Here is a 19,244-nt window from a genome sequence, read left to right as displayed (position 1 = left end):
GAGAGCCCTGAATCCGAAAAGGTTCAGGGCTCTTTCGTTTTGTATGAAAATACACCCTGTTGTCCCACGGGAAGCCGTGCTATCCTTAGGTAATCCGCCTCTTTTAGAAAATAATCACGGGGTGCATGTGAATACCTGCTGTTTTTGTGCGGAAGCTGGTTTCTGCGTATGTGCGCAGGTATAGTTGTCAAATCAGCTTTTTATCCCGCACTTTCTGCACTTCTCACACCTGAGTCGGGTGTAGGAAGTGTGGGAAGTGTGGGTTGTTTTTGGTATATGACAACTGCCGCACGCGCAGGAAATTTATGATAGTTCGATGCGGAAGGTTGTACCTTTGCCCAATTCTGACGACTTAACGTAGATATGCCCGTGATGGTATTCCTCTACAATACGTTTGGCAAGTGAGAGACCTAGCCCCCAACCACGTTGCTTCGTTGTAAAACCAGGTGTAAAAACATTTTTGATATCTTTTTTACGGATTCCCTTACCAGTATCAGTTATTTCAATCGCTACATGTTTGCCTTCCTCAGTCAGAGTGAGGACAATCTGTCCGCTACCTTCTATCGCATCCACAGCATTCTTGCAGAGATTCTCGATGACCCATTCAAAGAGTGAGGTGCTCATCTTTACAATTACATCATGCTTGGGAGTATGGCATATTATGTTCACTTTATTGGAAGTACGCTTACGCATATAATCTACGACATGTTCAAGAACTTCATTCATAGAACTGTCCTTGGTTTCTGGGAGAGAGCCAATCTTAGAAAAGCGTTCTGCTATACGTTCCAGACGTTTTACGTCCTTGTCCATCTCGGGAATCATCTCGTCATCGGGATGACTTTCTTTCAGTATTTCTACCCAAGCCATCAGACTGGATATTGGTGTGCCAAGTTGATGAGCTGTTTCCTTCGATAAGCCAACCCATACCTTGTTTTGTTCTGCTTTCTTTGAGGATAATAGGGCGAAGATGGCCACGACAACAAAGATCATGACGATGCCTAATTGCCAGTAGGGATATTGTGAGAGCCGTTTGAGTAGAGTAGACTCATCATAGCAAACCATTTGGGTGCCAACACGGATGGTGTCACCTGATTGCATCATCTTCAAAGCATAAGCTTTTAAACGGGTTGTATCTTTGATGTTGATGTTACGGAAATCATCGACGTTTCCTTCTTTATTTAATATGATGACAGGAATTGTCGTATTACCTTGTATAACATCCAGTACAAGTGCTAAATCTGTGTTCTCATCGGCAGTATTGAGGGCGTGTAGAGCTTGTGCCCATACTTCCATCTTCTTGCGTTCCTCGTTAGAAAGGTCTTTCACAAGATAATGTGATACAACCAACGAGGTGACGGCAATCAGGATGGCTGCCATCACTAGGAGGATTTTTACTTGTCGGATTCTGTCTGTCCACTGCATACATGGAAATAACGCAGAATTCTTCGTATTATTGCACAGAATGCCCTGTAAATGTGTAATATAATAGTCTGAATATCATGTAATTTGCAGGAAAATGATAAAAAAATAAAATTACCGTCCCTTAATTGGAAAAAAGTTTGTAACTTTGCAACCCAAAAGTGTGATTATGTGTAGTCTGGAGTTATTGAAGGTCGATCTGAAGGGGTTGAAGGAAGAGGAAACTTCCTTAGATTTCAATCTTGACGATGCTTATTTCAAGGCTCTTGACGGTGCTGATGTGAAGAATGGCTCTTTGCATGTGTCGGTGTCTATACGCAAGGCAACCGGCTTTTTCGAGTTCCAGTTTCATACAGAAGGCATAGTAATCATACCTTGTGACCGATGCCTCGACGATATGGAGCAGCCGGTAGAAACCGACAACCGCTTGGTCGTTAAGCTCGGAAGCGCATACTCAGAGGAAGATGATGTTATCGTGGTGCCTGAGGACGAAGGAATACTCGACATGGCGTGGTTCATCTATGAGTTTGTCGCACTGGTTATACCCATCAGGCATGTGCATGCACCTGGCAAGTGCAACCCTGCCATGACGCAAGCTCTGGAAGAGCTGTCAGCTGACCGAAGCAGCGATGAGGAGTCCAACCAGCCGATAGACCCCCGATGGGAAAAACTCTTGAAATTAAAAGAGAAAAGTTAAAAGTTAAATTTAAAATTTAAAATAATTATGGCACATCCTAAAAGAAGACAGTCAAAGACTCGTACACTCAAGCGTCGTACTCACGACAAGGCAGTAGCTCCTACACTCGCAGTATGCCCTAACTGTGGCGCATATTATGTTTATCACACCGTATGCCCCACTTGCGGTTACTATCGTGGTAAGGTTGCTATCAAGAAAGAGGACGAAGTAGCTGAGTAATGGATAGAATCAACGCTATAATCACCGGCATCGGTGGCTACGTCCCCGACTACATTCTCACCAACGAGGAGTTGTCGAGGATGGTTGACACCAACGATGAGTGGATTATGACGCGTGTCGGTATCAAGGAACGCCGCATCCTCACAGAGGAAGGTCTCGGTACCAGCTATATGGCGCGTAAGGCAGCCAAACAGTTGTTACAGAAGACCGGCGTTGACCCTGATACGATTGATGCGCTGATTGTTACCACTTCAACGGCGGATTATAAGTTTCCTTCCACAGCATCTATCGTGTTAGGCAAACTTGGTCTGAAAAACGCTTTTGCGTTTGATTTCTGGGGTGCCTGCTGTGGCTTCCTCTATACGCTCGACGTGGCAGCAACGATGATTCAGAGCGGTCGCTACAAGAAAATCATCGTCATCGGCGCTGATAAAATGTCGTCGGTAACAGACTATAAGGATCGTCAGACATGCCCCCTCTTCGGAGATGGTGCCGCTGCCGTGCTCTTAGAAGCTACCGAGGAACAGAACATCGGTGTAATGGATTCTTATCTCCGTACAGATGGTAAAGGTCTCCCGTTCCTTCATATGAAGGCAGGAGGGTCTGTCTGCCCGCCATCGCACTTCACAGTTGATCATCGTCTGCACTACCTTTATCAGGAGGGACGTACGGTGTTCCGCTATGCTGTGACGAACATGAGCAATGACTGCGCATTGATTGCTGAACGTAACGGCCTGAATAAGGATAATATCCAATGGGTTGTTCCTCATCAGGCAAATATGCGTATCATCGAGGCGGTAGCCAAACGTTTGGAACTTCCGATGGATCAAGTGATGGTTAACATCGAACACTATGGTAATACTAGTGCTGCAACCATTCCATTGGCCATCTGGGACAACGAAAGTAAGCTAAAGAAAGGTGACAACATGATTTTCACCGCCTTCGGTGCAGGATTCGTACATGGCGCATCTTACTACAAATGGGCTTACGATGGCAGTAAATAGTCATAAAGCAGGATTCGTAAATATCGTTGGTAACCCCAACGTAGGTAAAAGTACGCTCATGAACCAATTGGTTGGTGAGCGTATTTCCATTGCTACTTTCAAGGCGCAGACAACCCGTCACCGTATTATGGGTATTGTTAATACACCAGAAATGCAAATCGTCTTTTCTGATACACCAGGTGTGTTGAAGCCAAACTACAAACTTCAGGAGTCGATGCTCGCTTTTTCAGAGTCGGCCTTGCAGGATGCAGACATTTTGCTCTATGTGACAGATGTTGTAGAGAATCCAGAGAAGAACATGGATTTTCTTGAGAAAGTGCAGAAGATGGATATCCCTGTGCTGCTGTTGGTTAATAAGATTGATGAATTGGCAGGCGGTGAAGCTAGACTGGGTGAGATTGTTGAACATTGGCATCGCTTGCTGCCGAATGCTGAAATCTTGCCGATCTCTGCTAAGAATAAGTTTGGTGTAGACATGCTTCTTCGCCGCATTCAGGAGTTGCTTCCTGAGAGCCCGGCCTTTTTTGAAAAAGACCAACTGACGGATAAACCAGCCCGTTTCTTCGTGTCGGAGATTATCCGTGAAAAGATTTTGCTGTACTACGATAAGGAGATCCCTTACTCTGTAGAGGTCAGCGTAGAGCGCTTCAAGGAAGACGAGAAGCATATTCATATCAATGCCGTCATCTATGTGGAGCGTGATAGCCAGAAAGGCATTATTATAGGCCATCAGGGCGTAGCCTTGAAAAAGGTTAGTACTGAGGCTCGCAAGTCGTTAGAGAAATTCTTCGACAAATCGATCTTCCTGGAGATCTTTGTGAAGGTCGACAAAGATTGGCGCTCGTCAGAGCGTGAACTCAATCATTTCGGATACAACCCTGAGTAAGAATTTAGCAACAGAACATGACTTTTTGATTGTAATAGTCCTTAAGTCCTGCTGTCTGTTGCAGAAAAAGAGAGTTATATGGGAAATTTAGTAGCAATCGTAGGACGCCCGAATGTGGGGAAATCAACCCTATTCAATCGCTTGACAAAGTCTCGTCAGGCAATCGTCAGCAATGAGGCAGGCACTACCCGTGATCGCCAGTATGGCAAATGTGAGTGGAATGGTCGCGAGTTTTCTGTAGTAGATACAGGCGGCTGGGTCGTAAACTCAGATGATATATTCGAGGAGGAAATCCGTAAACAGGTGATTATCGCCACAGAGGAAGCAGATCTGGTGCTTTTCCTTTGTGACATTAATAATGGTGTAACAGGCTGGGACATGGATGTGGCTCAGATTCTGCGTCGTGCAAAACTACCTGTAATACTTGTGGCTAATAAGGCCGACGATGGTAAGGATCTTTATGATCAGTACGAGTTCTATAAACTCGGATTGGGCGATCCGTATCCCATCAGCGCTGCTACAGGCAGTGGTACAGGCGACTTACTTGACAAGGTGCTCGAGTTGTTGCCAGAGAAAGCAAAGGATGATTTGGAGGATGGCATCCCCCGTTTTGCCGTTGTTGGTCGTCCTAATGCCGGTAAGTCGAGTATTATCAATGCCTTTATTGGTGAGGAACGTAATATCGTGACGGAGATAGCAGGAACTACCCGTGACAGTATATATACACGCTATGATAAGTTTGGTTTCGACTTCTATCTTGTTGATACGGCAGGTATCCGTCGTAAAAATAAGGTGACGGAGGATTTGGAGTTCTATTCGGTAATGCGCTCTATTCGAGCTATCGAGAATAGTGATGTATGTATTCTGATGATCGATGCTACGCGTGGTATTGAGGCACAGGATATGAATATCTTCCAATTGATTCAGAAGAACAATAAATCACTGGTTGTAGTCGTTAATAAATGGGATCTTGTAGAAGAAAAGTCTCAGGTGGTTATTGATACGTTTACGAATGCTATTCGTCAGCGTATGGCACCATTTGTCGATTTCCCCATCATCTTTGCCTCGGCGCTTACGAAACAGCGTATTTTCAAGGTGCTGGAGACAGCTAAGGAGGTCTATCTGAACCGCAAGGCGAAGATCGGTACTTCGAAACTTAACGAGGTGATGTTGCCGTTGATAGAGGCATTCCCGCCTCCCTCAGTAAAAGGCAAGTATATTAAGATTAAGTATGTGGCACAGGTACCTGATACACAGATTCCTACTTTTGTGTTCTATGCCAACCTTCCACAATATATCAAAGAGCCTTACAAGCGCTTTCTGGAGAATAAAATCCGAGAGAATTGGACGCTTACAGGTTCGCCGATTAATGTCTTTGTGCGTCAGAAGTAAATGAAACATCTGTTTTGGGCTTGGCTGGTCCTGATTCCAGTATGTGCTTGTTCTGGACCGACGCCAGAGGAGTTAGCTTCTTTGGCGGCAAAGGGCTATTACGATCACCTGGTCAGAGAGGAATATAATCTGTTTCTGGAGGGCAAGAGTGGCGCAGACAGTCTGCCTGCGGACTATAGTGAGCAGTTGCAGGTTACATACCGCCAGTTTATGGCGCAGCAGGAGGCCTTACATCATGGTATTCGTGAGGTACGTATCTCCAGGGCTATGCGTGATACTGTATTGAACTCTGTAAATGTATTCCTGGTGCTTTGCTATGGAGACTCTACGAATGAAGAGATTGTGGTGCCTATGGTGGAGCAGGCAGGAAGTTGGCGAATGAGATAAACATGATATAATCAATAATATTAAAGGATAACTAAATGAAAAAAGTGATGATTCTGCTGGCTATGGCCAGCTTGGGGGTGACTGCTATGGCGCAGACTGAAAGCCAAAAGAAACTGCCCGTACTTAATGACAAGCAGTCGGAGTATATTCCTGTTCTTCAGTATTGGAAGGAACATGATATTCTCCAACATATGGATGTATCGCTCACAGCAGGAACTACAGGTCTTGGTTTGGAACTTTCTTCACCAATCGGTGAGTATGTGCAGCTCCGTGCAGGCTATGATTTTACGCCTCATTTCACGAAGAATATGCAGTTTGATGTTATTGTTGGTGATGAGCCGGCTCGTCGATATGATGCTAATGGAAATCGTGTTGAAACACGTTTTGACCGTATGTCTGAGATGCTCTATTCTTTCTCTGGCTTTGATGCAGATGATCATATCGATATGGCTGGTAAGCCAACCATGAGCAACTTTAAGTTGTTGGTTGATGTATTCCCATTTAAGGCAAACGATAATTGGTCTAAGAATATACATTTCACAGCAGGATTCTATTGGGGAGCGTCAAAGTTCGCAGAGGCTGTTAATACTACAGAGGCTATGGTTACTTTGCTCTCTATTGGTATGTATAACCGTATGTATGACAATGTCATGAATGGTGATCCGGTTATAACACTACCTAATCCTCAGAACCCCAGCGAGCCTTATGAATCTTATTTGAATCCTCATCAGGAGAAGATGTTCAGGGATGCAGGACGAATGGGCTTTAAACTGGGTGAATTTGCACATGATATCTATGATTCTTATGGAGAATTGATTCATAGGGAGGGAGATCCTTATGTAATGGTTCCAAATTCAAAAGGTATGGTTGTTGTAAAGGCTAAATCAAATGCATTCAAACCTTACTTGGGCTTTGGATATGGTGGACGTTTGGTGAAGAACCGTGACGATTGGAAGGTTTCTTTCGATGCCGGCGTTTGGTTCTGGGGTGGTTCGCCTGATCTTTATATGCATGACGGTATCAACCTGACGAAGGATGTTAGAAATATCAGCGGACAGGTTGGTGACTATGTTGATCTGGCTAAGACCTTTAAGGTTTATCCAGTATTGAATGTGAAATTCACCAAGAGAATTTTCTAATACAAATAATAAAAAATCCCCGCCAGTGACGGGGATTTTTTATTATTTGTTAGCTGTATACTTCTTACTTAATTACGATCTTTTTACCGTTCTTGATGTAGATGCCAGCTTTAGGCGTAACGTTGGCAGGCAGCTCCTGACCAGCGAGAGTGTAGATCTTGTTGTCTGCTTTCTCTTCTGCTTCAATGCTCTCTATGCCTGTGTATCCGTCTTCTGTCATTATTTCTGCAGAACCAGAAGAAACCTCAAGGTATGGCTTGTTGTGAGGGATATAGGCTCCATCTGTCAGATCGCTTGCTGATGCAACGACGAAAGCAAGCTTACCATTCTCATCTTTACCGAGCACGCGCATCGATCTTGAGTTATATGCCAGACGGTTCACGTGTTTTGAAGCACTGCTGTCGAAATAGCGACCATACAGATGGTTATCGCTTGGCTCGCTGCCACCGCTTGTCATAGGTGTGATCTTATTGTCAGCGGCGCTTGAACCAGCCAATTTAACCAGTACAGGGAAGGTTGCTGCAATAACATTGTCGGTAACCTTCTTCAACTGGAAACCACCTTTATTTACCTTGTTGACATAGTAGGCTGTCATACCACTGCCGAGTTTGAAGGGGAAGCTGCAATAGATGGTTGCCCAGTAGCCATCGTTGGTATGTACCATTGGTTTGATGCCAATGTAGTGATCATCTTTACCAATAGGGTAGAGTTTCCATGTACGTGCCTTAGTTCCCTTAATGGTCAGTTTGCCTGTTTCTGACCCACTGTCCTGAGGTGTGTCGTTCAGATACTCTGTAGCACCGCTATAGCTGCCCCAAATCTGGTAGCCACCACTTACAGCTGTAAAGTGGGGATAGAGTTTGCCGTTTGATCCCTTACCTATACTTGTGCCTTGTGCAGAAATATCATACTGATCTTCGGTGCCCTTTACTTTTTTCAGATAGGCTACCGCACCAGGATGGGTGTTAACTTCACTGAGTGACTTGATGGTGATGATGGCTGCGACATCAGCTGTACCTGTACCAGCGCTGAAATCATACTGGTTGTCGGCCATTACCATATAACGCTCTGTGACGGTGTTTTTGATATGGTAGTAACCATCACTCTGAGCGTAGGCACCGAGAGCAAAGGCTGCAAAAAGAATTAGAGTAGATATTTTTTTCATATATACTTTTGTTTATTGTTAAAGAAAAAGCCCAGCCCCATTCTGGGACCGGGCTTTATAGTCTTATCTGTTATTGAGATTACTCAGCGATGCAGATAGATACACGGTTGCTGTCGTTGTCCTCGAAAGGCTGAACGCGAGCACCCTTGCTGTCATAGCTAATGCGGCTCTCAGCGATACCAGCGGCCTTCAGGGCCTTAACAACTGCGTCAGCACGACCAGCGGCCAGACGATCGTTGATCTTATCGTTACCAGTACCAGCGTCAGCGTAACCAGTGATCATAACCTTAGAGGTAGGATTCTGGTTCATGTAAGCTACGATGTCCTGAACCTTCTGGGCCTCAGACTCACGGATGATAGTCTTGTTGATCTGGAAGAAGATATCGCGACGGAGGGGCTCAGCAGCTGCGGGAGCAGCAGCGGGTACCTCAACAATCTTCTCAACGATCTTCTCAACATACTTAATCTCGGGCTCTGGAGCGGGGATGAACTTGGTAGAGTAGGTCTTGCCAAGAGCAATCTTTGCGCCAACGAGGAGGTTGATGTAAGAGTCAGGGTTGCCAGCATCCTTGAAGTTGAACTTGTCACCCAGGATGTTACCATTCAGCTCAGCACCGAGCTTAACAGCGTCGCTAACCTTGAAGTCAACAGTCAGACCAGCCTGTGCGAAAGGCAGAACAGCTGACTTATTCTCGAACATAGGAGTCCAATCGGTAGATGTGAACTTGATCAGATTACGTGTCTGCTCAGCCTCATCACTTGTTGAACGGAAGTTAACACCACCACCGATGAAAGCACCGAAGCTAACTACACGGTTGGGGTTGAAACCTGCGATGATGTTAGACAGATCGAAAGTCAGGTCGATAGAGGGAGCGAAGTAGTTGAACTTGTAGTTCAGGTCGCCGAATCCCAGCTTATCTGTAGCTTCCTTTGAATAGCCAGCCTTACCCTGCCAAGCGTTTACAGCAAAGCGAGCACCCAGTGCCTTAGAGAACTGGTAGCCAACACCTACCTGTACGTTGGGAGAAATGAGGTCGCCGAATTTAGCCTCACCTGTGGTGTACTGGCCACCAGCCTGAAGCTGTACGTACCAGTGCGGCTCGAAGACGTATTCTGTCGTACCTTTCTGCTCCTGAGCAGATACTGACAGACCAGCCATCAGCATCAGGCAAGACAATATTGCTTTCTTCATTTTCATATCTATTACTTTGTTTTTTTTAATTCACAATGTTAATTACTCACTTCAACCTTATACTATTACTCAACGCGGGTAATAGGATATCTCTTAGTAACTGTGTAACCAGCATAGTCAACTGTGCTGTATACAATCTCAGAAGCGCCCATTGGGAGAGTCAGCTTGATGATCTTGTTGTTACCAGCCTCGAGGTGTGACTCAACAACCTTGCCACCCTGCTTAACAGCAACGTACTTGAAGGCTGCAGGTACGAGGTACTCCTCTGTAGGTGAAGTCAAGATGAATGTGATCTCGCTCTCTGCTGACTTAAGAGTCATCTCAGGAACCAAGCGGTTAACACCATCTGTACCGATGAACAGTATGATAGGAGCAACTGCATCGAAGAACTCGTGACCCTCTCTGAAGGTAGCCAGCTTATCAGACTCCTTGTCCAGATAGTTCTTTACGCGGTCCATAGTCTTCTTTGAATCAGTAGCCTTAGCGATGGTGTAAACAATACCCTTGATAGCATCAAAATCGTCAACGCCGAGCAGGTTCTTAGCAGCAGCCTTGCCACTCTTGTCGAGTGTCCAGAATGTGTTGTATGACAGAGGCTCGATAGCTACGCTAGTGATGTCGAAGCCCTTAACGAAGCTCTTCTCAACGCCGTCAGCGCCAGTCCAAGAAGCCTTCAGACCATAGAGAGGAATGTTCTTACCCTCTGCGTCGATCTTGTTGTAGTAGTTCTGGATGATCTGGAGAGCCTCCTTTACCAAGCTCTTAGCACCAGCCTTCTTGCTGCCTTCCTTAGCCTTCTCAATAGCTGCCTTAGCATCGTCCTTAAGATCCTGGAGGTTCAGGAAGTTCTGGATGTCAACGAGGTTCCAAGTCTTAGCCTTTACGAGGTCCTGAACGTAACGAGTTACAGTAGCCTCATAGAGGTTTGCGCCATTCTCACCGCGAGTAGCAACGATACCGTTACCGTGCTTGCCAAGAGCCCATGTGATCAGGTGGTTAGACTCCTGAACGTCGCTCAGTGTCAGACCAGCGTCCTGACCCAGGCTGTTTACGAATGAGAAGTTAACCTTAGAAGCGTCAACAGTGTTGGGGTTAACGGTGAAGTAAACCTTACCTACGTTGCCCTCGAAGCCTGAAATCAGACCGTCGTCAACGATAGAAACAGGAGTAACACCCTTAATATCGTCCTTTGTCAGACTATGAGCGTCGATATCAACGTTGCAATCCTCACCTACGTATGGGAAGAGGTCGATGCCAGTGTGGTTGATGCCATAGTAAGATGCGAGAGTTCCAGGATTGAAACCAGGCAGGTTGATGGTGCCGAGAACAGCGTCGAGAGTCTCCTCAACGTTAACGTCGGTGATGAGGTTGTTCATCTGCTCCTCAAGAGCCTTTACAGCAGCCTCAACAGCGTCTGCGCGAGCCTCGAGATCCTTGATGGCTTTTTCTGCGTTTGATACGCGGGTATCAATAGCAGCGAGGTCGTTCTTAATCTGAGCTACCTCACCCTCGAGAGAAGCTACCTTGCCCTCAAGAGCTGAAACCTTACCCTCCAATGAGGTGAGACGAGTGTCAAGACCTGCAATCTTGGTCTCCAACTCAGCCTTAACTTTGTCGATGTCCTTGTAAATCTGTGAAGCGATGTCGTCCACGTTGTCCTTACAAGAAACAAATGATGTTGTGCCTGCAAAGAGCATTGCAGTCATCAGAATACCATTAATAATTTTCTTTTTCATTTGAACTTAAAAATTATAATTAAACAATTAAAATATGATATATCTATGCATTAATTTATATAAATCGGTGACAAAAGTAGGTAATTATTTCCAAATGTGCAAGAAAAAATTAATTTTTTTTCGAAAATATCTTCATTTTCTGCCATTCTGCTGCCTTTTGGGCAGTTTTTCCCTTTATTTATCATACCTTACATATTGTTTCCGTTAGTTCGTTTCAGGTGCGCCTGACAGGACTCGAACCTGCACGTCCTGCGACACCAGATCCTAAGTCTGACGCGTCTACCAATTCCGCCACAGGCGCGTGAATCGACAAAGTCAATTCAATTTTCCGTAAAAACCGGGTGCAAAGGTAATATAAATTTTTCATTCCACCAAAAGTTTGCGTGCAAATTCTATCAGCGTATCGACGCCTTTAACAAAATCTGACTGTTTGAGTCCGATATTGTAGTCTGGATCGATACCGAATTCCGTTTGCTGTTGCTGACGGTCGTACATGGGGCAGGCTGAGAAGCGGACGGTCCATCCGTTAGGCAGGGTAGAGGAGAAGGGTAGTCCTGCTCCGCCTCCTGTCCGATCACCAACAATCTTGACTTGTGGGAAGCATTTCATATATTTCACGAATTCGTTGGCTGCACTAAACACCTCACGGTTGGTCAGCACAACGACATTCTTCTGCCATCGCAGGCGTGAGGAAGGCTCGATATACTGGGCCTCCATTTTCGAGAAATCGTTGTGCCCCTTGCCTTTCTTGTGCTGCATGTAGCCCACGAGTGTCTTTTCGTTACAGAAGCGGGCAGCCAGTTTCTCTGCATTGGTAAGTTCGCCACCGCCGTTTCCTCGGATATCGATGATGAGTCCGTTGGCGAAGGCCAGATACTGGAAGACTTCATCGAGATTGCTCTCGCCAATAGGACTTGCAAAGCTACCATAGTATACATAGCCGATATTGTCGTCGAGCAGGCGGTATTCCAGTCCGCTGGCTATGCGATAGTCTGTACCCAGATATCGCCGTTGGATGGTATCGCTGAAATTGGTGGGGTAATCCTCGTGCCAGTTCCAGTAGCGTCCGTAGTCGAAGGCTGTTCCGAGGTTGACGTGACCATCGCGCAATTCGGCGAGCATAGACGTGAGAACCTCGAATAACTGCTCGTCGTTAAGGTTGTTTTCCGCGCGTACATTATATATATTATATATATGCTGCCAGTCGAGCCCGTATTCCTGCTGCTTGTAGTCGAAGAAGCAGTAGTGCTCGTCGATGATTCTCCACAATGCCTCCAGGTTGCCAGAGGGGGTGTTCTCGAACTCCTCGGTGTCGACGCAGGACGCGAGCGTCAGTGTCAACGTGAAGTATAGCAACAGTTTCTTCATAGGCTGCGGGATATGCCAAGCATGACACGGTGGGTATAGATGTGCTGCTTGAGATTATTGACTTGGGCTTGCTGGTAGTTGCCCAGATAGCCCATACGTAGGTTCCACTTTTTCCCCGTATGCCATTCGATGGTGAGGAGTTGGCGGAAAGTGGGGGCGCTGATGAATGTGGTAGGGATGATGTTGTGGTCGTAGTTGCCCCGCGAGAATATCTCGTAGTACGACTGTCCGTAGTTAGGACTGAACATGACGCCTACCAATGGCAGGGCCAACTCGTAGCGCAGGTTGAACTGCTGTTGCCAAAGGTGGAAAGCGTAGTTGGCAATGCCTGAGGGCATGATATTGACTGATGCTCTGGCCTGAGCAGGATTGTTTGAGCTGATCATGTTATAGACAAACCCAAGGTCGGCATTAGCCACGCCTCCCGCCTGAAGGCGAAGCTTGTTGCTGATGAGCCACTGATGGAATCTGCCCCAATAGATATTGTAGTTGCCTTCGAGCATCGAGGCATTGCCGCTTCGGTCCTCTGTGGTGGAGAAGTCGAACTCGTGTTCGATGATGGTGCTCCAGGGTGTTTCCGGCTTTTGTTGCTCCTTTATATATAAATAGGTGAAGCCAGCACCGGAAAAGTGTTCCTGAGTGAGATAGGTGTCGAGGATGCGAGATGGGCCAATGCCCAGCATCTGGGTAACCGTCTGTGCTCTCGTTGCGAGAGCAACAGCCAGTAGCAGCATCAACACAATCTTATTCTTCGTCATCGAATAAACGTAATTGACCTATCATTTCGTCGCGAATCTGCTGTTCGCTTTTAACCTTTGTCCGAGCTTGCTCGTGCTCGTCGGCATGAATTGGCTCGTTCTGTTCTTGCTCAGTCGCAACCTTGCCCGTATCAGAATCGGGGGTCTCTTCTTCCTCGTCTGGCGTGTCTGGTGTATCCTGACTTTCAGGTACTTCAGGGAAACGGGTAGGTTCGAGCTCTACGATGTTCTCTATCTGGTAGGTTGTGAGGCGTTTGCCTTTTGCCTTGTAGCCTTTGACGGCAATGAACTGTTCTGCGTCGAATTCCTCAGAACCTCTGAATTCGTCAGCCCCGCCATAGGTGACCTGAATGCGCGGATAAGGTGTATCTGTGAGCAGGATGAGTTGTGACGCAGGATTCTCGCTGAGCCAGTTCTGCTTGTTCTTCCTGGCATCCATCTGGAAACGCTTCATGTAGGGATATCCCTGATTGTCTGCGTCGTAGAGGATGGCTGTCCACACCTTGTCTGCATCGTATTTCTCGATGCGCAGGATGTTCTCCTCGTAGTGGTTGTTGATGTCGAAGTTCGACAGGTAGTAGTCGCCGTTCTTCAGGATGACGAGGATCTGGTCTTCGTCGAAGAATTCGCCCAGCAGGCGGCCGTGGTCGTCGTAGTTCAGACGGTTCACGTCGGGATCGTACCACACTTTCCGACCACCCAGCGTAGAGTGGCCGTGGCTCTTCAGGCCTATGCGATGAACAGAGAATTTTGTAAGCAGGTTGCCTTTCGAGGTGCGTCCCTTGATCATGATTTCTGAGAAGTCCTTGTCGAGGAAGATCTTCTTGATTTTCGGATTGGGGTCGAGCGTCACTTTGATGACCTCAGCTTCGCCATTGGGGTTGGCCGAGAAATAAAGTATCTTCGAGCCTGGCGTGCCTTGAGTGACGTCGTACTCTCGATCGCGAATCATCGTGGTCATGTTGAAACGCTTAATGAAGCTGAAGCCCTTCTTGCCGTCGCGATAGACAACATTATAAATGGTACGAGTGTCGTTTTTCTTGAACACATTGAGATAGAGCACGTTCTTGCCCACGAACACCTTTTCTGCCACACGGATGACCTTGTATTTTCCGTCTCTGTAGAAGATGATGACATCGTCGAGGTCAGAGCAGTTGCACACGAACTCGTCTTTCTTCAAGCCTGTGCCAATGAAGCCGTCTGTGCGATTGATATAGAGCTTCTGGTTGGCTTCGGCCACCTTAGCAGAGTCGATGGTGTCGAAGTTGCGAATCTCCGTAAGGCGTGGGTGATCCTTGCCATACTTGTCTTTGAGGAACTGGAACCAGTTGGCCGTCACCTCCGTGAGGTTGGCCAGGTCGCGCTCAATCTCCTCAATCTCCGCCTTCAGTCGTGCCATCAGTTCGTCGGCCTTCTCCTTGTTGAACTTCAGGATGCGCTGCATCTTGATTTCGAGCAGCTTAAGAATGTCGTCTTTTGTTACCTCACGAACCAGACTAGGATAGTAGGGCGTCAGGCGCTCATCGATATGTTCGCACACCTTGTCGACATTAGGCGCTTCCTCGAATTTCTTGTCTTTATAGATACGTTCTTCGATGAAGATGCGCTCCAGCGACTGGAAGTGCAGTTGCTCAAGCAACTCGCTTTTACGAATCTCCAACTCCTGACGAATCAGGTCTTTGGTGCGATCAGTAGAGTGTCGCAGAACGTCGCTCACGGTGAGGAACTTAGGCTTGTTGTCCTCGATGACGCAGCAGTTGGGCGAGATGTTGATCTCGCAGTCGGTGAAGGCATAGAGGGCGTCGATGGTCTTGTCGGAAGAGACGCCAGGCGCCAGATGGACCTGTATCTCAACGTTGGCAGCCGTCAGGTCTTCTACCTTACGGGCCTTGATCTTCCCCTTCTCAATAGCCTTTACAATCGACTCCTGCAGGGTTTCGGAGGTTTTTGAGAAAGGAATCTCGCGGATGACGAGCGTCTTCTGGTCGATCTTCTCAATCTTGGCGCGTACCTTAACCGAGCCGCCACGCTGTCCGTCGTTATACTTGCTGACGTCGATGCTGCCAGAAGTGGGGAAGTCGGGGTAGAGCTGGAAAGGCTGGCCGTGCAGATAGGCGATGGCTGCGTCGCAGATTTCGCAGAAGTTGTGAGGCAGGATTTTTGAACTCAGACCTACGGCAATACCTTCAGCACCCTGTGCCAGAAGCAGCGGAAATTTCACGGGGAGCGTGATGGGCTCTTTGTTACGCCCGTCGTACGACATTTTCCACTCTGTGGTCTTGGGGTTGAATACCGTGTCGAGAGCAAACTTCGAGAGTCGGGCCTCGATGTATCGTGGAGCTGCGGCGCTCGAGCCTGTGAGCACATTACCCCAGTTTCCCTGTGTGTCGATGAGCAGGTCTTTCTGACCCAGCTGCACCAGAGCGTCGCCAATAGAGGCGTCGCCATGAGGGTGGAACTGCATGGTGTGACCCACGATGTTGGCAACCTTGTTGTATCTGCCGTCATCCATGCGCTTCATCGAGTGAAGAATGCGTCGCTGCACAGGTTTCAGACCGTCGCCCAGATGGGGAACGGCTCGCTCAAGGATTACATACGAGGCGTAATCCAGAAACCAGTTCTGGTACATGCCACTGAGGTGATGTACTGCAGCTGCGTCGAAGCGGCTGACGGGTTTATAGTCGGAATGGCCCTCAGTGTTCTGACCTTCCGACTCTTGCTGTTCCAAAATCTCGTCGTCCTTTATTTCGTCGTCCATTTGCTTTCTTTGGCCTTTAGTTTCTTGCGTGCAAAGGTACAAAAAAAAATCGAAACAACCAATTTTCGCGCTAAATTCTTTGTAGGGGTGTCTGGCGGTTAGGTGTTTTGTAAGAATAATTCTGCGTTTAAGAAACTTTTTATAAGGTTCTGGTTTATAAAAGGTTGCAAAAGTCATTAGCTTGTTATATGCAAACTTGGACTTTAGTCGGAGTAAAGTCCTGGTTTTGTCGGAGTAAAGTTCTACTTTACGGGGACTAAAATGCGGGTTTTGAATCCGTGGTTTCTTCTTGTCATGATATTTTGCCATATATCAGCTGCCTTAAAAAATAATTAGGTGTAGAAATTAAGTCTTAATTTGGCGAAAGTTTTGGCTGTTTCAGAATAAATGTGTACCTTTGCAGGCAATTAAGAAATAGAACCACAAAGAAAATGACAGCAAACGAGATTCGCGACTCTTTCAAGAAGTTTTTTGAGTCGAAGCAGCATGCCATCGTGCCCTCTGCACCGATGGTGATTAAAGATGACCCCACACTGATGTTTACTAACGCTGGTATGAACCAGTGGAAAGATATTATTCTCGGTACTCGCGACCCGGAACCGCGCCGCCGTGCTGACACTCAGAAGTGTCTACGCGTTTCAGGTAAGCACAACGACCTGGAGGAAGTAGGTCATGATACCTATCACCACACCATGTTCGAGATGCTGGGTAACTGGAGCTTTGGCGACTATTTCAAGGAGGGTGCCATCGACATGGCTTGGGAGTATTTGGTGGATGTGCTGAAACTGAATCCAGAAGACCTCTATGTGACTGTGTTCGAGGGCTCACCCGAGGAAAACATCCCTCGCGACGACGAGGCCGCCAAGTATTGGGCCAAGCACGTGCCTGAGGATCATATCATCAATGGTAACAAACATGACAACTTCTGGGAGATGGGTGATACAGGTCCCTGTGGCCCTTGCTCAGAGATTCACGTCGACTCTCGTACCCCAGAGCAGCGCAAAGCCTCTGGCAAGAGCGGTCGTGAACTGGTGAACCAGGACGACCCCCAGGTGATTGAAATCTGGAACCTCGTGTTCATGCAGTTCAACCGTAAGGCTGACGGCTCGTTGGAGAAACTCTCGATGAATGTCATCGATACGGGTATGGGCTTTGAGCGTCTGGTTCGCATGATGCAGGGCAAGCACTCTAACTATGATACCGATATCTTCCAGCCCATCATCAAGGCAGAGGAGCAGATTACAGGTCTGAAATACGTGACTTTCGAGGAAGAGGAGAAGGCTCCTGTCTCAAAGGACCAGGACAATATCAACATCGCAATGCGTGTTTGTGCTGACCACCTCCGTGCTGTCAGCTTCTCTATTGCTGACGGTCAGCTGCCCTCGAATGCCAAGGCTGGTTACGTGATTCGCCGTATCCTGCGTCGTGCCGTTCGCTACGCTTATACCTTCCTGGGACAGAAGGAGTCGTTCCTCTATAAACTCGTGCCCACGCTGGTGGCAGAGATGGGCGATGCCTTCCCAGAACTGAAGGCTCAGCAGCAGCTGATTTCAAAGGTAATGAAGGAAGAGGAAGACTCGTTCCTCCGTACCCTCGACAAGGGTATCTCTCTGCTCGATAAGGCAATGGAACAGCTGAAGGCAGAAAGCAAGACGGAACTTGACGGTGAGCAGGCTTTCCGTCTGTTCGATACCTATGGCTTCCCTCTCGACCTCACAGAGCTGATCTGTCGTGAGAATGGCTTCACCGTGAATGAGCAGCAGTTCGACGTGGAGATGCAGAAACAGAAGGAGCGTGCCCGCAATGCCGCTGCTGTAGAGAATTCAGACTGGACAGAAATCGCAGCAGGCGAACAGCAGTTCGTGGGTTATGATTATACAGAATATGAGTGTCATATCCTGCGCTACCGCAAGGTGACACAGAAGAAAAACGAATTCTATGAGCTTGTGCTCGACTACACCCCATTCTATGGTGAGATGGGTGGTCAGGTAGGTGATCAGGGTGTCATCTGCAACGAGGCAGAAACTATCGAGATCATCGACTCGAAGCGTGAGAACAATCAGACGGTTCACATCGTGAAGCAGTTGCCTAAGGATCCCGCAGCCCAGTTCATGGCTTGTGTCGATACCGATAAGCGCGATGCCTCAGCTGCCAACCATACTGCTACCCACCTGCTCGACTATGCACTGAAGCAGGTTCTGGGCGACCACGTAGAACAGAAGGGATCGTATGTATCGCCCGATACCCTTCGTTTCGACTTCTCTCACTTCGAGAAGGTGAGCGACGAGCAGATTCGTGAGGTAGAGCGCATGGTGAATGATATGATTCGTCAGGATATCCAACTCGACGAGCATCGTGATGTTCCTTTCGACGAGGCCAAGAAACTCGGTGCCATCGCCCTCTTTGGCGAGAAGTATGGCGACAAGGTACGTGTGGTTCGCTTCGGACCTTCATGTGAGTTCTGTGGTGGTATCCACGCCAAGGCTACGGGAAAAATCGGCTTCTTCAAAATCGTGTCTGAAAGTTCTGTGGCAGCAGGTATCCGTCGTATTGAGGCCAAGACTGGTAAGGAGTGCGAGGAACTGCTCTACAAGACTGAAGACATGCTGAAGACCGTAAAGACATTCTTCAACAATGCCAAAGATTTACAGGGCGTGATAGCCAAGTACATCGAGGAGCATGATTCCATGAAGAAAGAAATAGAGCAGTTCCAGGCCCAGCGCGTTCAGGCATTGGCTCAGGAACTTGTCGGCAAGGCTCGCGCTGTGAATGGCGTAACGGTGATTACTGGTAAATATGATATGATGCCCAACGCAGCCAAGGACCTCGTGTTCAAGGTACGTGAGTTGCATGCTGAGAATCTCGTTTGTGTGGTAGGTACCGTCTTTGATGGCAAGCCTATGCTTAATGTAATGCTGAGCGATGATATGGTGAAGGATCATGGCCTGAATGCAGGTCAGCTGGTGCGCGAGGCTGCCAAACTGATGCAGGGCGGCGGCGGCGGACAGCCTCACTTCGCCAGTGCAGGTGGCAAGAACCCTGATGGTCTTACTGCTGCTATCGACAAGGTCGTTGAACTCTGCAACCTATAAAGGTGAAAAGGAAAAAAGTATAATGGTATAAA

General features: G+C 47.5%; 15 protein-coding genes and 1 tRNA gene. 8 read left to right on the top strand and 8 right to left on the bottom strand.

Annotation, left to right across the window (positions count from 1 at the left end; genetic code table 11):
• Positions 1-303: 303 nt before the first annotated feature.
• The gene (locus T325_RS06970) at positions 304-1,422 is read right to left on the bottom strand and encodes a sensor histidine kinase (RefSeq protein WP_036911825.1); all 1,119 of its coding nucleotides are present in this window, start codon (positions 1,420-1,422) and stop codon (positions 304-306) included.
• A 166-nt stretch (positions 1,423-1,588) separates the two neighbouring features.
• Here T325_RS06970 and T325_RS06965 point away from each other — a divergent pair, with 166 nt between their 5' ends.
• From T325_RS06965 to T325_RS06935, 7 genes are all read left to right on the top strand, one after another.
• On the top strand, positions 1,589-2,116 hold the full coding sequence (locus T325_RS06965; RefSeq protein ID WP_036911823.1) for a YceD family protein: 528 nt from the start codon (positions 1,589-1,591) through the stop codon (positions 2,114-2,116).
• A 27-nt stretch (positions 2,117-2,143) separates the two neighbouring features.
• Positions 2,144-2,335, top strand: a complete 192-nt coding sequence (gene rpmF / locus T325_RS06960; protein WP_036911821.1) for a 50S ribosomal protein L32 — start codon at positions 2,144-2,146, stop codon at positions 2,333-2,335.
• Positions 2,335-3,339, top strand: coding sequence for a beta-ketoacyl-ACP synthase III (locus tag T325_RS06955; RefSeq protein WP_036911819.1), 1,005 nt, complete (start codon positions 2,335-2,337; stop codon positions 3,337-3,339). Before rpmF ends, T325_RS06955 begins: the two co-directional genes overlap by 1 nt.
• The gene (gene era / locus T325_RS06950; protein ID WP_036911817.1) at positions 3,326-4,225 is read left to right on the top strand and encodes a GTPase Era; all 900 of its coding nucleotides are present in this window, start codon (positions 3,326-3,328) and stop codon (positions 4,223-4,225) included. Before T325_RS06955 ends, era begins: the two co-directional genes overlap by 14 nt.
• Positions 4,226-4,303: 78 nt before the next feature.
• A complete protein-coding gene (der, locus tag T325_RS06945) occupies positions 4,304-5,617 on the top strand; it encodes a ribosome biogenesis GTPase Der (RefSeq protein ID WP_036911814.1) in 1,314 nt (437 codons plus the stop codon).
• A complete protein-coding gene (locus T325_RS06940; RefSeq protein ID WP_036911811.1) occupies positions 5,618-6,004 on the top strand; it encodes a hypothetical protein in 387 nt (128 codons plus the stop codon). It abuts the gene before it with no gap.
• A 35-nt stretch (positions 6,005-6,039) separates the two neighbouring features.
• The gene (locus T325_RS06935) at positions 6,040-7,143 is read left to right on the top strand and encodes a hypothetical protein (RefSeq protein ID WP_051949766.1); all 1,104 of its coding nucleotides are present in this window, start codon (positions 6,040-6,042) and stop codon (positions 7,141-7,143) included.
• A gap of 64 nt (positions 7,144-7,207) precedes the next feature.
• Here the strand turns inward: T325_RS06935 and T325_RS06930 are convergent, their stop codons facing one another.
• The 7 genes from T325_RS06930 to T325_RS06900 all read right to left on the bottom strand — a co-directional run bounded on the left by T325_RS06930 (position 7,208) and on the right by T325_RS06900 (position 16,120).
• Positions 7,208-8,308, bottom strand: a complete 1,101-nt coding sequence (locus tag T325_RS06930; protein ID WP_036911808.1) for a hypothetical protein — start codon at positions 8,306-8,308, stop codon at positions 7,208-7,210.
• Between the two features lie 79 nt (positions 8,309-8,387).
• Entirely contained in the window at positions 8,388-9,500 is a 1,113-nt protein-coding gene (locus tag T325_RS06925) for an OmpA family protein (RefSeq protein ID WP_231622206.1), read from the bottom strand.
• A 65-nt stretch (positions 9,501-9,565) separates the two neighbouring features.
• The gene (locus tag T325_RS06920) at positions 9,566-11,236 is read right to left on the bottom strand and encodes a DUF1664 domain-containing protein (protein ID WP_036911801.1); all 1,671 of its coding nucleotides are present in this window, start codon (positions 11,234-11,236) and stop codon (positions 9,566-9,568) included.
• Between the two features lie 219 nt (positions 11,237-11,455).
• Positions 11,456-11,537: transfer RNA gene (locus tag T325_RS06915), tRNA-Leu, on the bottom strand.
• A 62-nt stretch (positions 11,538-11,599) separates the two neighbouring features.
• The gene (locus tag T325_RS06910) at positions 11,600-12,604 is read right to left on the bottom strand and encodes a S41 family peptidase (RefSeq protein WP_036911798.1); all 1,005 of its coding nucleotides are present in this window, start codon (positions 12,602-12,604) and stop codon (positions 11,600-11,602) included.
• Entirely contained in the window at positions 12,601-13,362 is a 762-nt protein-coding gene (locus tag T325_RS06905) for a DUF3316 domain-containing protein (protein ID WP_036911795.1), read from the bottom strand. The genes T325_RS06910 and T325_RS06905 overlap by 4 nt, the downstream gene beginning before the upstream one ends.
• A complete protein-coding gene (locus T325_RS06900) occupies positions 13,349-16,120 on the bottom strand; it encodes a DNA gyrase/topoisomerase IV subunit A (protein WP_036911792.1) in 2,772 nt (923 codons plus the stop codon). The genes T325_RS06905 and T325_RS06900 overlap by 14 nt, the downstream gene beginning before the upstream one ends.
• A gap of 431 nt (positions 16,121-16,551) precedes the next feature.
• Here T325_RS06900 and alaS point away from each other — a divergent pair, with 431 nt between their 5' ends.
• Positions 16,552-19,212, top strand: a complete 2,661-nt coding sequence (gene alaS / locus T325_RS06895; protein WP_036911789.1) for an alanine--tRNA ligase — start codon at positions 16,552-16,554, stop codon at positions 19,210-19,212.
• Positions 19,213-19,244 lie beyond the last annotated feature (32 nt).

It is taken from the genome of Prevotella sp. FD3004, assembly GCF_000746155.1.
Classification (GTDB): domain Bacteria; phylum Bacteroidota; class Bacteroidia; order Bacteroidales; family Bacteroidaceae; genus Prevotella.
The sequence above is the reverse complement of the archived record's forward strand: the minus strand, read 5'-3'. Positions and strand labels throughout refer to the sequence as shown.

What these genes read in the sequence shown, in the direction of transcription:
- T325_RS06970 (WP_036911825.1), bottom strand. Translation starts at nt 1,422, where the DNA reads ATGCAGTGGACAGACAGAATCCGACAAGTAAAAATCCTCCTAGTGATG.
- T325_RS06965 (WP_036911823.1), top strand. Translation starts at nt 1,589, where the DNA reads ATGTGTAGTCTGGAGTTATTGAAGGTCGATCTGAAGGGGTTGAAGGAA.
- rpmF (WP_036911821.1), top strand. Translation starts at nt 2,144, where the DNA reads ATGGCACATCCTAAAAGAAGACAGTCAAAGACTCGTACACTCAAGCGT.
- T325_RS06955 (WP_036911819.1), top strand. Translation starts at nt 2,335, where the DNA reads ATGGATAGAATCAACGCTATAATCACCGGCATCGGTGGCTACGTCCCC.
- era (WP_036911817.1), top strand. Translation starts at nt 3,326, where the DNA reads ATGGCAGTAAATAGTCATAAAGCAGGATTCGTAAATATCGTTGGTAAC.
- der (WP_036911814.1), top strand. Translation starts at nt 4,304, where the DNA reads ATGGGAAATTTAGTAGCAATCGTAGGACGCCCGAATGTGGGGAAATCA.
- T325_RS06940 (WP_036911811.1), top strand. Translation starts at nt 5,618, where the DNA reads ATGAAACATCTGTTTTGGGCTTGGCTGGTCCTGATTCCAGTATGTGCT.
- T325_RS06935 (WP_051949766.1), top strand. Translation starts at nt 6,040, where the DNA reads ATGAAAAAAGTGATGATTCTGCTGGCTATGGCCAGCTTGGGGGTGACT.
- T325_RS06930 (WP_036911808.1), bottom strand. Translation starts at nt 8,308, where the DNA reads ATGAAAAAAATATCTACTCTAATTCTTTTTGCAGCCTTTGCTCTCGGT.
- T325_RS06925 (WP_231622206.1), bottom strand. Translation starts at nt 9,500, where the DNA reads ATGAAGAAAGCAATATTGTCTTGCCTGATGCTGATGGCTGGTCTGTCA.
- T325_RS06920 (WP_036911801.1), bottom strand. Translation starts at nt 11,236, where the DNA reads ATGAAAAAGAAAATTATTAATGGTATTCTGATGACTGCAATGCTCTTT.
- T325_RS06910 (WP_036911798.1), bottom strand. Translation starts at nt 12,604, where the DNA reads ATGAAGAAACTGTTGCTATACTTCACGTTGACACTGACGCTCGCGTCC.
- T325_RS06905 (WP_036911795.1), bottom strand. Translation starts at nt 13,362, where the DNA reads ATGACGAAGAATAAGATTGTGTTGATGCTGCTACTGGCTGTTGCTCTC.
- T325_RS06900 (WP_036911792.1), bottom strand. Translation starts at nt 16,120, where the DNA reads ATGGACGACGAAATAAAGGACGACGAGATTTTGGAACAGCAAGAGTCG.
- alaS (WP_036911789.1), top strand. Translation starts at nt 16,552, where the DNA reads ATGACAGCAAACGAGATTCGCGACTCTTTCAAGAAGTTTTTTGAGTCG.